Origin of the sequence: Roseateles sp. (assembly GCF_039595295.1) — a bacterium.
In the GTDB taxonomy this organism is placed as follows: domain Bacteria; phylum Pseudomonadota; class Gammaproteobacteria; order Burkholderiales; family Burkholderiaceae_C; genus Roseateles.
In genome coordinates this window covers 158,096-172,710 of record NZ_JBCNLU010000007.1, presented here as the reverse complement: position 1 = coordinate 172,710, position 14,615 = coordinate 158,096, and the positions used below count along the sequence as shown (strand labels likewise).

At 68.7% G+C, this 14,615-nt stretch carries 13 protein-coding genes; 6 read left to right on the top strand and 7 right to left on the bottom strand.

Going from position 1 to position 14,615, the window contains the following annotated elements; genetic code table 11:
• Positions 1-33: 33 nt before the first annotated feature.
• The 6 genes from ABDW59_RS07955 (at position 34) to ABDW59_RS07930 (ending at position 7,700) form a co-directional block, all read left to right on the top strand.
• Positions 34-1,737, top strand: coding sequence for a hypothetical protein (locus tag ABDW59_RS07955; protein ID WP_343629068.1), 1,704 nt, complete (start codon positions 34-36; stop codon positions 1,735-1,737).
• A 183-nt stretch (positions 1,738-1,920) separates the two neighbouring features.
• The gene (locus ABDW59_RS07950) at positions 1,921-3,903 is read left to right on the top strand and encodes an ATP-binding protein (protein WP_343629067.1); all 1,983 of its coding nucleotides are present in this window, start codon (positions 1,921-1,923) and stop codon (positions 3,901-3,903) included.
• 154 nt (positions 3,904-4,057) lie between these two features.
• The gene (locus ABDW59_RS07945; protein ID WP_343629066.1) at positions 4,058-5,731 is read left to right on the top strand and encodes a long-chain-fatty-acid--CoA ligase; all 1,674 of its coding nucleotides are present in this window, start codon (positions 4,058-4,060) and stop codon (positions 5,729-5,731) included.
• Between the two features lie 94 nt (positions 5,732-5,825).
• The gene (locus ABDW59_RS07940) at positions 5,826-6,308 is read left to right on the top strand and encodes a hypothetical protein (protein ID WP_343629065.1); all 483 of its coding nucleotides are present in this window, start codon (positions 5,826-5,828) and stop codon (positions 6,306-6,308) included.
• Between the two features lie 72 nt (positions 6,309-6,380).
• Positions 6,381-6,938, top strand: a complete 558-nt coding sequence (locus ABDW59_RS07935) for an NAD(P)H-dependent oxidoreductase (RefSeq protein ID WP_343629064.1) — start codon at positions 6,381-6,383, stop codon at positions 6,936-6,938.
• Positions 6,939-6,941: 3 nt separating this feature from the next.
• On the top strand, positions 6,942-7,700 hold the full coding sequence (locus tag ABDW59_RS07930) for a 16S rRNA (uracil(1498)-N(3))-methyltransferase (protein WP_343629062.1): 759 nt from the start codon (positions 6,942-6,944) through the stop codon (positions 7,698-7,700).
• A gap of 161 nt (positions 7,701-7,861) precedes the next feature.
• On the opposite strand, the gene ABDW59_RS07925 is transcribed toward ABDW59_RS07930, so the two are convergent.
• The 7 genes from ABDW59_RS07925 to ABDW59_RS07895 all read right to left on the bottom strand — a co-directional run bounded on the left by ABDW59_RS07925 (position 7,862) and on the right by ABDW59_RS07895 (position 14,614).
• On the bottom strand, positions 7,862-8,185 hold the full coding sequence (locus tag ABDW59_RS07925) for a type II toxin-antitoxin system RelE/ParE family toxin (protein WP_343629060.1): 324 nt from the start codon (positions 8,183-8,185) through the stop codon (positions 7,862-7,864).
• A 9-nt stretch (positions 8,186-8,194) separates the two neighbouring features.
• Positions 8,195-8,401 carry a type II toxin-antitoxin system ParD family antitoxin gene (locus tag ABDW59_RS07920; RefSeq protein ID WP_343629059.1) on the bottom strand — a complete coding sequence of 69 codons (207 nt, stop codon included), beginning with the start codon at positions 8,399-8,401 and terminating at the stop codon, positions 8,195-8,197.
• Between the two features lie 117 nt (positions 8,402-8,518).
• Entirely contained in the window at positions 8,519-9,796 is a 1,278-nt protein-coding gene (locus ABDW59_RS07915; protein WP_343629058.1) for a THUMP domain-containing protein, read from the bottom strand.
• 79 nt (positions 9,797-9,875) lie between these two features.
• Positions 9,876-11,396 (bottom strand): RNA polymerase factor sigma-54, encoded by a 1,521-nt coding sequence (locus ABDW59_RS07910; protein ID WP_343629057.1) that lies wholly within the window; start codon positions 11,394-11,396, stop codon positions 9,876-9,878.
• Positions 11,397-11,411: 15 nt separating this feature from the next.
• Complete coding sequence (gene lptB, locus ABDW59_RS07905) at positions 11,412-12,179, bottom strand: LPS export ABC transporter ATP-binding protein (RefSeq protein ID WP_343629056.1); 768 nt, start codon at positions 12,177-12,179, stop codon at positions 11,412-11,414.
• A complete protein-coding gene (gene lptA / locus ABDW59_RS07900; protein WP_343629055.1) occupies positions 12,176-12,796 on the bottom strand; it encodes a lipopolysaccharide transport periplasmic protein LptA in 621 nt (206 codons plus the stop codon). Before lptA ends, lptB begins: the two co-directional genes overlap by 4 nt.
• Before the next feature lie 129 nt (positions 12,797-12,925).
• Positions 12,926-14,614, bottom strand: a complete 1,689-nt coding sequence (locus ABDW59_RS07895; protein WP_343629054.1) for a dipeptide ABC transporter ATP-binding protein — start codon at positions 14,612-14,614, stop codon at positions 12,926-12,928.
• Position 14,615: the final 1 nt, after the last annotated feature.

Genomic DNA, 14,615 nt, shown 5'->3' with positions numbered 1-14,615 from the left:
TCCTGGTCATCCACCATGTCTCACAGCAACGCCTTGTCAGCCCTCACGCGGGAACCGTCACCCACGAAGAGCCATATTCCCCCCGAAACAGCGACCCCGGCCACCACCGAGCCTTCCTCGCGTTCCACGCGCCGACGCCGAACGGAAGAAGAAGACGTTCCCCCCGTCGACGACGCTGGCGGCGCCGACGACGATCGTTCCAGTCCCTTGCTGGCCAGCGGCCTGGGGCTGCTGGGCATCGCCGGCGCGGCGACGGGCACGGTGATCGTCGCGGCGGGCGGCTCGGGCGATTCAAAGCCGCCCGGCGGCGAGACGCCCCCGACGGAGCAGCGGCCCAAAGCCGACGACATCAAGCCTGATCCGCCCAAGCCCGAGCAGCCAAAGCCGGAGCCAACGACGCCCGAAGCGCCCAAATCTGAGCAATCCAAGCCTGAAGCGCCCAAGCTCGAGCAACCGAAGCTCGAAGAGCCAAGACCTGAGGCGCCCAAGCCCCAGCCGACTGACCCCGGCACGACCAAACCAGAGAAACCCAAAGCAGAGGACCCCAAACCGGAGGAGCCAAAGCCCGATACCGACGCACCGGACGCGCCGATCCTCACGCTGGCTGCCGACACCGGTGCCAGCGACGGGGACCGCGTCACTTCGCGCGCGACTGTGCGCGTCGGCGGACTCGAGGGCGGCGCGCGCTGGATCTACAGCATCGACGGCGGTTCGACCTGGCAGGACGGCACGGGCCACGAGATCCCCGCCGAGCGCTTCGGCGCCGACGGCCGCAAGGAGGCGCTGGTGCGGCAGATCGATGCCGCCGGCAACTACGGCCCCACCGCGCAATTGCGCTTCGATCTGGACACCCAGGCACCCGACCACGCGCTGCTCGCCACGACCAGCGGCAGTGCGCTGCTCGGCCGTGACGACGCCCTGCTCGTGACGGGTCTCGAAGCCGGCGCCGCCCACAGCTACAGCATTGACGGGGGCACGACCTGGCACCAGGCCGACAAACCCAAGCTCTCGGCGCTCAGCCTCGGCGGCGAAGGAGAACGCGTGGTCCTGGTCCGACAGACCGACCTGGCCGGCAACGTCGGGCCCGAGCTCTCGCGCACGCTCACGCTGGACCTGACGCCACCCAAGTCGCTGTGGGTCCGCCTGCCCGACGATCCGCTGGTCAGCGTGGATGCGCTTCAGGCCGGCGATGGCGTGGCCTTCACCAAGCCGGGCACGATCTACGTCGGCGTCGTCGACCAAGGCGCTCACGCCGAGTACAGCTGGAACGGTGTCGACTGGAAGCCTGCCGCGTCGTTGGAGGCCATCCCGACCTCCGCTCAGCCGGGCGACGGGCGGCACGGCCTCTTCATGCGCGTCACCGATGCCGCCGGCAACGAGACGCGTAGCGTCCGTGAGTTCACCATCGACGGCGTCGCGCCCGTGGCGCCGCGCCTGGCGCTGGTCCACGACACCGGCATCAGCGGTACCGATCGCATCACCGGCGACGGCAGCCTGCGCATCCTCGGCCTGGAGCCGGGCGCGAGGTGGGAGCTGACGTCGAATCGGCACGGCAACATCGCGCTCATCGGCACGGGGGACGTCATCCCGCAGTCGCTGTACGACTTCACAAGCCGGAAGGATGTGGTGGCGTTGCTTCGACAGATCGACGAGGCCGGCAATTACAGCCCGCAAACGCGCTTCGAGTTCACGCTCGATCCGGTCGCCGCCGCAGGAGGCGCGGTCTTCCAACTCTGAGTGCCGGGCGTCCGCCATCGCCCGCGGCAGGGGCGCCACGGTCGCCGCTCCCCTCGGCCCGAGTGGTTGCCGCGCGCCGGACCCATCGCATAGCATCGACCGCCGCCGGCCCGGCGCCCGTCCAGGCGGGCCCCGGGCCGGCATCCTGTTGCGCTGCGGGGAGTGCGTCGCTTGGCCGTCTTGATGCCGTCGAGGGAAAACCGCGCCGACTCGCCGGCCGGCCGGCTCCGGCGGCTGGTGCTGCTGGTCGCCTTGCCGCTGCTGCTGCTGGGCGCGGTGCACCTGCTGTCTCAGCAGTACGGCACCGTGCTGCCGCCGCAGGTGCTGCGCTTGTCGGAAGCGCGGCTGCTGAAGGGCGACGCCCTAGAACCCGCCGCCATGCCCGGTGCCATGCCCACCGACGCCGCGTCGGTCGGCACGCGCCGATCGCTCCCCTTGCAGATCAATGAAACGGAGGCGCCCGGCGCGCTCTGGTTGGTGATGGACTTCGAGCTGCGCGCAGGCGCGGCGACGCCTTTCTGGCTGGTGATCCAGCACCGGCCTGCGGCCGCGCTCTATCTGGACGGCCAGCTGATCGCCAATTCCGGACTCGGCAGCGGCTATGCCACCGAGGACGAGGACGACATCGCCCAGCGCGGGCTGTTGCTCGCGGGCCGGCGCCTGCAGGTCAGCATCCCGCCGTCGCTGCTGCAGGCCGGGCCGCATCGGCTCAGCGTGCGCCTGGCCCGTCCCGGCTTCGAAGGCGCCGGCCTGTCCGCGCCGCTGATCGGTCCCGCCTCGGAGATGCGCGCGCTGCAGGAGGGGCGGCGCTTCTGGCAGGTGCTGCGCGTGAGCACGGCTCTCGCTGGTCTCGTCATCGGCGCCTTCATGCTGATGGTCTGGCTGGCGCTGCGGCAGGAATGGCTTTATGGGGTTACCGGTCTCTTCTGCCTGTGCACCGCGCTGCTGCTCTCGCCCTATCTGCTCAACGGCGCCCTGCTGCCCGCGCCCTGGTGGCGGGTGACGCTGGACATCGCCGATGTCGTCAGCAAGGCGCTGCTGATGTTCCTGGTGGTGCGGCTGTTCGGCATTGCCGCGCGCTGGCCGATGCGGCTGTTCATCGGCTATCTGGCGCTGGGCGTGGTGATCGACGGCTGGGCCGCCTTCGCGGGCTGGAGCTGGACCGACTTCACGCATCCCTGGCCCTGGTGGGCGCTGGGCAGCCGCGCGCTGGTGCTGGCCGTGACCGCCGCGCTGGCCGTGCGGGCGGCGCTCGCGTCGGGGCGCCGCGCGCTGGCGGTCGGTGCCGTGGCGGTCGCGCTGTCGGGCTGGCTCTGGGGCTACGTGAGCTGGTTCGCGTTGGTCGCGTCGCGGCAGATGGGCGTCGTGGACGTGAACGTGATCGGCCACGCGGTGCTGATCGCCATCGCCGGCGTGGCCTTGCAGCGGCGCTTCGTCGGCTCGCTGCGCGATCAGGCGATGGCGCGGGTGCGGCTGGAGCAGGCGCTCGACGCCCGCACCCGCGAACTCCAGTCCCGCTGGGAGCAGCTGCAGGACAGCGAGCGCCAGCGCACCGCCGCGCAGGAGCGCGAGCGTCTGCTGCAGGAGATGCACGACGGCCTGGGCTCGCAGCTGGTGACCGCGCGGCTGTGCGCGGAACGCGGCGTGGCCTCGGAATCGCTGGTGGGCTTGCTCGACGACTGCATCCGCGAGATGCGGCTGACGGTCGATGCGCTGGCCGTCACCGATGGCGACCTGACGCTGCTGCTGGCCAATCTGCGTCACCGCATGGGGCCGCGATTGCAGGACGCGGGTCTGGAGCTGGACTGGCAGTTGGCCGACGTGCCGCTGGTGCCGGCGCTGCGCGGCGTCGGCGGACGCGAGCTGATCCGCATCGTGCAGGAGGCGCTCAGCAACGTGATCCATCACGCGGGCGCGACGCGGGTGCGCTTCGAGACCCGCGTCGTGGAGGGCGGGGCCGCAGTGATGCTGCTGATCGCGGACAACGGCCGAGGCCTGGATCCGGCTCGCCGGCCGGGCAACGGCTTGCGCGGCATGCGCCGCAGAGCCGGCCAGCTCGGCGCCCGCATCGACTGGCGCACGCCGCGGGATGACGGGCGCCATGACGGGGGGCATGACCGGGCCATGGCCGGGACCGAGATGGTCCTGATCCTGCCTCTGCGCTGAATCGGTGGCCGATCGCCTTCGAATCGCCGCCGAATCGACTTTTACCCGATGCGTTCTGGAGTCATCTCTCCACTTTGTGCGCTCTATCGAATCCCCTGATGGGGGGCGCATGGCGATCGGCGAGAATCCGCGCCGATACCTTGGAGACAAAACAATGGAGAAAAGCTGGCTGAAGCACTATTCGGCAGGGGTGCCCGCCGCGATCGATGCGGACGTTTACCCCTCGCTGGTGGAGCTGATGGAAACCGCCTTCAAGCAGTTTCCCGAGCGCGCGGCCTACAAGATGCTGGGCCGCTCCGTCAGCTTCGCGCAGATCGACGAAGCCTCGCGCGCGCTGGCCGCTTACCTGCAAGGGCTGGGACTGGAGAAGGGGGACCGCGTCGCCCTGATGATGCCCAACGTCCCGCAATACCCGGTCGCTGTCGCCGCCGTGCTGCGCGCGGGCTTCGTGGTGGTCAACGTCAATCCGCTGTACACGCCGCGCGAGCTGGAACACCAGCTCAAGGACTCTGGCGCCAAGGCCATCGTCATCATCGAGAACTTTGCCGCCACGCTGCAGCAGGTGCTCGCCAGCGTGCCGACCAAGCACATCGTGCTGGCCGCGATGGGCGACATGATGGGCTTCGCCAAGGGCCTGGTCATCAACTACGTGGTGCGCAAGGTCAAGAAGCTGGTGCCGGCCTTCGAGCTGCCCGGCGCCGTGCGATTCAACGACGCCGTGTCCAAGGGCCGCTCGCAGCAGTACAAGCGCCCGCAGACCGGTCCCAGCGACATTGCGGTGCTGCAGTACACCGGCGGCACCACCGGCGTGTCCAAGGGCGCGGTGCTGCTGCACCGCAACCTGGTGGCCAACACGCTGCAGTGCGAGGCCTGGTACCAGCCGGCGCTCAAGAAGATCCCGGCCGGCGAGCAGCTCATGAGCGTCTGCGCGCTGCCGCTGTATCACATCTTCGGATTCACCACGAATCTGATGCTGTCGATGCGCGTGGGCGGCTGCAACGTGCTCATCCCCAATCCGCGCGATCTGCCCGCCGTGTTCAAGGAGCTGAGCCACCACAAGGTGCACAGCTTCCCGGCGGTGAACACGCTCTTCATGGCGATGGCGCATCACGCGCAGTTCAGCACGGTGGACTGGAGCGGGCTGGTGATCTCGGTCGGCGGCGGCATGGCCGTGCAGCAGGCCACGGCCAAACTGTGGCTGGAGAAGACCGGCTGCCCGATCGTCGAGGGCTACGGCCTGTCCGAGACCTCGCCGGTCGCCTGCTGCAACCCGACCGACAGCACCGCCTACACGGGCTCGATCGGGCTGCCGCTGCCCAACACCGAAGTGAAGCTGCTGGACGACGACGGCAACGAAGTCCCGGCGGGCAATCCCGGCGAGATCGCGATCCGCGGTCCGCAGGTGATGGCCGGCTACTGGCAGCGTCCGGACGAAACCGCCAAGGTCATGACGCCGGACGGCTTCTTCCGCACCGGCGACGTCGGCACGGTGGACGAGCGCGGCTTCTTCCGCATCGTCGATCGCAAGAAGGACATGATCCTGGTGAGCGGATTCAACGTCTATCCGAATGAGATCGAGGACGTGCTGACGCTGATGCCGGGCGTGCTGGAATGCGCCGCGGTGGGCGTGCCGGACGAGAAGGCGGGCGAGACGGTCAAGGTCGTCATCGTGCGCAAGAACCCCGCGCTGACCGAGGCCGACGTGAAGGCCTATTGCGAGGCCAACCTGACCGGCTACAAGCGCCCGCGCATCATCGAGTTCCGCAATGAGCTGCCCAAGACGCCGGTGGGCAAGGTCCTGCGGCGTGAATTGCGCGACAAGAAGTAGGCTTTCGTCGCCCTGGCCCGGGAATGTTCCCGGGCGCATCGCGCCCATCCAGGCCTAAGCTCCGCTTCCTCAGGGGGAGGCAGGAGGCAAGGCCGTGCTCGAAGAACGCTACGAAAAGACCGAGGCCGGAAGGGCGGAGATCAAGTCGCGCGCGCTGGTGCAGGCCCGCGTGGCGCGCAATCTGCTGCTGGTGATCGACGCCGGTAAATCCGGTGGCGATTGGCTGGGCCTGGTGCAGGGCGCCACGCCCGCGGATCTGGAGCTGCTGGTGCAATACCAGCTGGTGCGAGCCACCGCTGGCGCGCCGCCTTCGCGACCGATGGGCTCGATGGCGACGCCGTCGCGGCTCGCGGGCGCGCCGACCACGACGCTGGACTTCTCGCAGCTCTACACGGCGCTGTCGGCCTTCGCCAAGGCGCAGGGACTGCTCAAGGGCTACAAGCTGACGCTGGAGGTCGAGCAGTGCGCCGACCTGCAGCAGCTGCAGACGCTGGCGCTGGACATCGTCGACCGCGTGCGGGCCAGCAAGGGCGACGCCGCCGCGCACGAGCTGCGTGCGACACTGGGCTTTCACTGACCTTCGACACCCGGGTTGAACGCGGGCGCGAAGGTCGCGGTCCGTTCGTCATCCATCGTCGGGGGAATTCACATGTCCACGTCCTATCGCGTCGCGGTGCTGGTCGGCAGCCTGCGCAAGGGGTCCTTCAATCGCAAGCTGGCGCTCGCCCTGGCCAAGTTGGCACCGGCCGAGCTGCAGCTGCAGATCGTCGAGATCGGCGATCTGCCTTTCTACAACGAGGATGAGGCCGCCGCGCCGCCGGCCGCCTGGACCCGGTTCCGCGAGGCCATCAAGGGCTCGGACGCGGTGCTGTTCGTCAGCCCCGAATACAACCGCTCGATTCCCGGCGCGCTGAAGAACGCGCTGGACGTGGGCTCGCGCCCCTACGGCCACAACGCTTTCGACGGCAAGCCGGCCGCGGTGTTCACGCTGTCGCCGGGCGCGCTGGGCGGCTTCGGCGCCAACCACCATCTGCGCCAGGTGCTGGCTTGCCTGAACACGCCGCTGCTGCCGTCGCCGGAGGTCTATCTGGGCGGCGCGGGCGAGATGTTCACCGCCGAGGGCGGCATCGCCAAGCCCGAGACCGAAGCCTTCCTGCGCAAGGTGCTGACCGCGTTCGCGAGCTGGGTGCGCAAGCACAAGGAGTGAAGCTTGGCGGTTCGACTGTTTGTGGAGGTGGCGCTGGCCACCTCGGGCGAGGATGCCGAGCTGGCGCTTCCGCCGGGCGCGGCGCGGCACGTGCAGGTGCTGCGGCTGCAGCCGGGAGAGGCGGTCACGCTGTTCGACGGCAGCGGCGAGGAATGGACCGCCGAGGTCACGGCCATGGGCCGCAGCGAGGTGCGGGTCGCGCTGAAGTCGCGCCAGGCGGTGGACCGCGAGTTGCGACGCGCGGTGACGCTGGCGGTGGTGATGCCGGCCAATGATCGGATGGACGGGATCGTCGAGAAGGCTTGCGAGCTGGGCGCGGTGGCGATCCAGCCGCTGATGAGCGAGCGCTCGGTGCTACGGCTCAGCGGCGAGCGGGCGGAGAAGAAGCGCGCGCACTGGCAGGGCGTGGCGATCGCGGCCGCCGAGCAATGCGGGCGGGCGAAGCCGTTGCAGGTCGCGGCGGTGAAGACGCTGAGCGCGTGGTTGGGGGAGCTTGATGCCGAGTCTCCGACCGATGGCGGCGAGCAGCGCTGGTTGTTGAGCCCGGTCGCCGCGCAGCCCCTGTCGGCGCTGACGGCATCGGCCGGCGATGCGGGACGCATCGTGGTCCTCAGCGGGCCCGAGGGCGGCCTCAGCGAGGCCGAGGAGCAATCCGCCCGCGCTCGCGGCTTCAGCGCCGCGAAGCTCGGCCCGAGGATCTTGCGAGCGGATACGGCGCCGTTGGCAGTGTTGGGGTGGTTGGCGCTGAGCGAGCCTCATTGACGCCACACCTACGCTCTCGGATCTCAGCCTGCCATTCATCGAAGAACTCGTTGGCAGGCCGGCCACGGCCGTTCTTCGAGTCTTCGATGCTCTGATCGAGCATGGCCTTGAAGGCGGAAAGCTGCTCATGCAGCAGATCCCCTGGGCGACTCGCGGTCTTGTCATTCACGGGGAACTCCTCGTTCGAAGTGGAGTAGCAACGGATCGGTATCGCGTGACGTGTGCAGGACACGCACCACGTGAACGACGTGTTGGGTGACATCGGCGATGTAGAAGATCTGACACGGCTTGTGAACGCGTCTGCGCAGGCCGCTTGTCGCGTACTGCGGGACCACACGGAACGATTCCGCCATCGTGGACAGCCCGAAGATCTTCCGCATCAGCTCGTGAACGAAGCTGCGCGCGCGTCTTGGGTTATGTCTGCGAATGTAGGCCGCGATGTCGTCGAGATCTGCCGATGCCTCGGTCAGGAGGCTGACTCGCATGCCGGTCGGCTACCTAAGGTCCGGGTACTTCTGGAACAAGCGCTCGAAGGCGTCTTCGGCGGGAACCCCGCCTCCGGCCTTGATTTCCGCGAGGCCGCGTTCAATGGACGCATCAAACGCCATCACTTGCGCCTCGCGCCACTCCCTCAACTCCTCACTCTCCCGCAGCACTTGCGCACGCGACGAGTACTTTCCGCTCTCGATCAGATTCAGCACGACGGTCTCCAATTCAGGTCCCAGGTCTGCATGAATCATCTCGGCCCTCCCATCGGAAAGAAATCGCATCGTCGGGGGTGACCCCATCCCCTACAAGGAGGGGCGGGTTGTTCGAAGTTACTCGTCCTTGTCAGCGCTCGGCTTGCGCGCGGAGCCCGCCACCAGATCGAAGCGGAACAGCCGGCATTCGATCGGCCCGTTCCACATCGGGATGCGGCGCGATTCCTTGAGTCGCATCTTGCTGGGGAGCTTCATCTCCGGGCACAGCAGCCAGGCCGTCCAGCCCGCCGAGTGCTGCGTGTACGCGCGCTTCCAGTGCGCAGACAGGCGCGGGAAGAAGTCGTCGCCCGCATCACGCTCTTCCGACAGCGCGCCCGCGTCCAGGCGGTGCGAGCCCGCCTTGCCGCGCACCTCGATCCGCTCCCCATATGGAGGGTTGAGCATCAGCGTGCCCGGCACGTCCTCGGGAAGCTGAGGAGCCGGGCGCTCCAGCGCGTCGCCGCCGTTGAACTGGATGTACTGCGCCACGCCCGCGCGCTCGGCATTGCGGCGCGCGAAGTCAACCATGCGGAAGGAGACGTCGCTGGCGTAGATCGGGACTTCGGGGGCGCGCTCGGCGGCGCGGGCTTCGTCCTTCATCGCGCGCCAGGCCGCGAGATGCGATTGGAAGGGCCGCAGCTTCTCGAACGCGAAGCGGCGCTGGATGCCGGGAGCGATGTTGGCGGCGATGGTCGCCGCCTCGACAGGGATGGTGCCCGAGCCGCAGCACGGGTCCAGCAGCGCGCCGCCCTCCTCACGCGTGCCCTTCCAGCCCGCGGCTGCGAGCATCGCGGCGGCCAGCGTTTCCTTCAGCGGCGCGTCGCCCTTGTCCTCGCGCCAGCCGCGCTTGAACAGCGACTCGCCGGAGCTGTCGACGTAGACGGTCGCCAGGAACTCGGTCAGGTGCAGCTGCAGCGGCAGGTCCGGCCAGCGCGTGTCGACGCTGGGGCGCTCGCCGCTGGCTTCGCGCAGCACGTCGCAGACGGCGTCCTTCACTCGCAGGGTCGCGAAATTCAGGCTGTGCAGCGGGGAGCGCTGCGCCGTCGTGTCCACGCGCAGCGTCTGGCGCGGGGTGATCCATTGCGTCCAGTCGACGGTGCGCGTGATGGCGTAGATGTCGTCCTCGTGGCGGTACTCCTGACGGGCGACCTCGATCAGCACGCGCTGCGCGAGGCGGCTGTGCAGGTTCAGGCGCAACACCGCTTCCAGCGTGCCGTACAGGCCGACGCCGCCGCGGAAAGCCTTCGGGCCTTCCAGGCACTCGCGTGGGCTCAGGATGTCGCGGACCTCGTCCTCCAGCCAGTCTTCGACGCCGGCGGCGCAGGGCAGGAACAGGTGATAGGCGGACTCGGACATCGTGGATAAGGGTGGAGCGGGCGTGGAGCGGGCGCTGAGGCGCCCGGGAGGCGAGGGACGATTGTCCCACTGCAAGAAATCAGCGCGTCTTGCGCAGATTCGCCGGGGCGAGCTTGAGCGCCTCGCGGTACTTCGCGACCGTGCGGCGCGCCACGGTGATGCCCTGCTCGCCCAGCATCGTCGACAGCTGGCTGTCCGACAGCGGGCTGGCCGTGTCCTCGGCTGCGATGAACTGCTTGATCAGCGCCCGCACCGCCGTGCTCGACGCATTGCCACCGGCCTCCGTCGAGAGGCTGGATCCGAAGAAGTACTTCAGCTCGAATGTGCCCCACGGCGTCGCCATGTACTTGGCCGTGGTCACCCGCGAAATCGTCGATTCGTGCAACCCCAGCTCATCGGCGATTTCGCGCAGCACCAGCGGCTTCATCGCCAGCTCACCATGCGTGAAGAAGCCGCGCTGGCGCTCGACGATGGCCTCGCTGACGCGCTGGATGGTGTCGAAGCGCTGCTGGATGTTCTTGATGAACCAGCGCGCCTCCTGCAGCTGACCCCCCAGCGGCGAGTTGCTGACGCCGCCGCGCGTGGCCCGCAGCGCCTGCGCGTACAGGTCGTTGATGCGCAGCTTGGGCAGCACGTCCGGATTGATCATCACGCGGAAGTTGCGGCCCGCCCTCTGCACGATCACGTCGGGCACCACCGGCCGGTTCTCGCTGCGCGCGTAGCGGCGGCCGGGCTTGGGCTCCAGACCGGCGATCAGCGATTGCGACCCGCGCAGCAGCTCCTCGTCCGCGCCCGTCAGCGACATCATCCGGCGCCAGTCGCGCTTGGCCAGCAGCTCCAGATGGCGGCGGCAGATCACGATGGCCAGGGCCTGCTCGGGCGATCGCGGCAGCGTGCGCAGCTGCAACTCCAGGCATTCGCCCAGGTCGCGCGCGCCGACGCCGGCGGGCTCCATCGACTGCAGCCACTTGAGCGCCACCTTGAAACGATCCAGCAACTCCTCGCGCTGCTCCTCGTCGGCCTCCTCGCCGAGGATGGCGGCGACCAGCTCCTCGAGCGGGTCCTCCAGATAGCCGTCGTCATTGAGCGACTCGATCAGCGCCAGCAGCGCGGCGCGGTCCAGCGCGTTCAGATTCATGCCCGGCATCTGCGCGCGCAGCACGTCCTGCAGCGATTCATCCGGGGCTTCGGTGTCGGGGCGTTCGTCGTCGTCGCCGCTGGGCGCGGCACTGGACGGGGTCTCGCGGATGCCGTCGAAGTCGTCGCCCTCGGTGCCGTTCTCCCAGTCGTCGCGCTCGGTGGTGCCGAACTCCTCGGCCCGCATCTCGTCGCCGGCCGGCGCCTCGCTGATCGACGATTCCGAATCGCTCTGCGCGACGCGCTCCTCGCGTTCCTCGCGCTCGGTCAGACGTTCCTGCGTGGGCGCCGCGAGCGGGGCGTCGAACTCCTCGTCCGTCTCCAGCAGCGGATTGCTCGCGAGCATCTGCTCCACCTCCTGGTGGAGCTCCAGCGTCGACAGCTGCAGCAGACGGATGGACTGCTGCAGCTGAGGCGTCAGCGCAAGATGCTGGGACAGGCGTACCTGTAGCGTCGGCCTCATGTCGACTCCCGGCCCTTACATCTTGAAGTGTTCGCCGAGGTAGACCCTGCGCACGTCCTGATGCTCGACGATGTGCTGGGGCGTGCCTTCGGCGAGCACCGCCCCCTCGCTGATGATGTAGGCCCGGTCACAGATGCCCAGCGTCTCGCGGACGTTGTGATCGGTGATCAGCACGCCGATGCCGCGCTGCTTCAGGAAGCGGATGATCCGCTGGATCTCCAGCACCGCGATCGGGTCCACGCCGGCGAAAGGCTCGTCCAGCAGGATGAAGCGCGGCTGCGTCGCCAGCGCCCGCGCGATCTCGACGCGGCGGCGCTCGCCGCCCGACAGCGCCGGGGCCGGCGTGTCGCGCAGCTTCTCGATGGAGAGCTCGTTGAGCAGCTTGTCCAGCTCCGCGTTGATGCGCGACGCCGGCCAGGCCTTGCCGTTCTGGTCCAGCTGCAGCTCCAGCACGGCGCGGATGTTCTCCTCGACGTTGAGCTTGCGGAAGATGGACGCTTCCTGAGGCAGGTAGCTCAGCCCCAGGCGCGAGCGCTGATGGATGGGCAGGTCCTGGACCGGGCGGCCGTCGATCTGGATCTCGCCGGCGTCGGCGCGGACCAGGCCCACGATCATGTAGAAGCTGGTCGTCTTGCCGGCGCCGTTGGGGCCCAGCAGACCGATGACCTCGCCGCTGTGCAGGTCCAGGTGGACGTCCTTGACGACCTTGCGCACGCCGTAAGACTTCTGCAGCCCCCAGGCCTGCAGGCGGCTGGCGGCGGTGTTCACGCGGGCTTGGCTCATTGCTTGGGCTGACGCGGCGACAGGTTGATGCTGGGCCGCAGCGGCAGCGGCGCGCTGCTCGCGGGGGCCGGCTCGACGGCCTCGTTGCGGGGCACCAGCACCACGCGGCCGCGGCCGCTCGGGTGCGGGGATCCTGCGCCGGTCTCGACCTGCAGGCGCTCGGTGCGGTTGTCGTAGTTCAGCGCCGCGCCGGACAGCGCCTGACGCAGCTGGTCGCCCTGCATCACCCGCGCCTCGGCATTGCCCATGAGGCGGATGGTGTCGGTGCGGGTGTCGTATTCGATCTGGTCGGCGCGGCCCTCGATGCGCTCGCCCGGGGTGTCGCGGTCCTGGCGGAACTGCACCTGCTTGCCGGTCGCGCCGTTGGCGTAGGCCTGGTAATAGCCGTCGGCCGTCTCCTGGACGTCCATGCGCTCGGCCCGCAGCACCAGCGAGCCCTTGGTCATGATCACGTTGCCGTTGAACTCGGAGCGCTGCTTGACCTTGTCGATCGCGCCCTCCCGGTCGAAGACCAGGTTCAGCGGCTTGGTGCGGTCATCCTTGGCCGCCTGCGCCATGGGGGCGAGCAGGCCCAGCGCGAGGGCGCTGCACAGCAGAAGGGGGCGACGAAGCGGCATGGGGGGATCCTGACGGCACAAAACTTGCAGGCCATTCTAGCCACGGCTCCCCCGTGGTGCAGGAGGTCCCCCCGCGCCAACGGGGGACAGGCTTCGCACTTGTGGAAAGTTGCCTTCCGTGCTGGCCCCTCAGGCTGCCGCCGTCTCCGCCGCGCCCTGATACCCGCGGGGGATCGCGCCCAGCAGGCGGCGGGTGTACTCCTCCTTCGGGGCGGCCAGCAGCGCGCGGGCGTCGTTCTGCTCGACCACGTCGCCGTGCTGCATCACCAGCACCTCGTCGGAGATGAACTTCACCACCGCCAGATCGTGGCTGATGAAGATGTAGCTCAGCCCGAACTCGTCCTGCAGGTCCTTGAGCAGGTTCAGCACCTGCGCCTGCACCGACACGTCCAGCGCCGACACCGCCTCGTCCAGCACCAGCACTTCCGGCTTGAGCGTCAGGCAGCGCGCGATCGCGATGCGCTGTCGCTGGCCGCCGGAGAACTCGTGCGGGTACTTGTGCAGCGCGCTCTCGTCCAGGCCGACCTTCTTGAGCAGCGCGCTGGCCGTGGCCAGGCGCTCGTCATGGTCCTTGCCGATGCCGTGGATCTCCATCGGCTGCAGCAGCGTCTGCGCGATGGTGAAGCGCGGATTCAGCGAGGCATACGGGTTCTGGAACACCACCTGGATGCGGCGGCGCATGCGCTGCCAATCCGGGCCGCTCATCTTGAGCAGGTCCTTGCCCTCGAAGAGCACCTCGCCGCCGGTGGGCTCGTGCAGGCGCAGCAGCGTCAGGCCCATGGTCGTCTTGCCCGAGCCTGACTCGCCCACCACGCCCAGCGTGTGGCCCTTGCGCAGCTGGAAGTCCACGCCCTTGACGGCCTTGAACTCGGTCTTGCTGAACAGGCCCGACTTGAAGAAGAAGCTCTTCTTGAGGCCCTTGGCCTCCAGGATCACCGGCGCGTCCGGGTCCTTGGCCTTGCCGGTGCCCTGCGCGCCGCGACCGGCGATGTGGTCGTCGATGACCATCAGCCGCGCCGGGTTCTCGTCGATCGAGGGGCGGCAGGCCAGCAGCGCCTTGGTGTAGGCGTCCCGCGGCTTGTGGAAGATGTCGGCCACCGGGGCCTGCTCGCGGATCTCGCCATGGCGCATGACCACGACGCGATCGGCGATCTCGCCCACCACGCCCAGGTCGTGCGAGATGAACAGCATGCTCATCCTGTGCGTGTCTTTGAGCTTGGCCAGCAGCTCCATCACCTGGCGCTGGATCGTGACGTCCAGCGCGGTGGTGGGCTCGTCGGCGATCAGCAGCTTGGGATTGCAGGCCAGCGCCACCGCGATCATCACGCGCTGCTGCTGGCCGCCGGACATCTCGTGCGGATAGCTCTTCAGGCGGCGCTTGGGATCCGGGATGCCGACTTCATTGAGCAGCTCCTCGGCGCGCACCAGCGCCTGACGGCGGGTCATGCCCAGGTGCTTGATCAGCGGCTCCATGATCTGGTCCGCGACCGGGAACACCGGGTTCAGCGAGCTCATCGGATCCTGGAACACGCAGGCGATCTCGCGCCCGCGCACCGACTGCAGCTCGCGCAACGAGGTCTTCAGCAGGTCACGGCCCTGGAACAGGATCTGCCCGGTCCGCTCGGCGTTGTCGGGCAGCAGGTTGAGGATGGACATCGCGGTCACGCTCTTGCCCGAGCCCGACTCGCCCACCAGCGCCACCGTTCCGTTTTCCGGGATGTCGAAGCTGACGCCCTTGACGGCCAGCTGCCGCTGCATGACGCCGTTCGTCTTGCCCATGCGGAAGGCGACCTTCAGGTCTTGAATGCTCAACAGCATG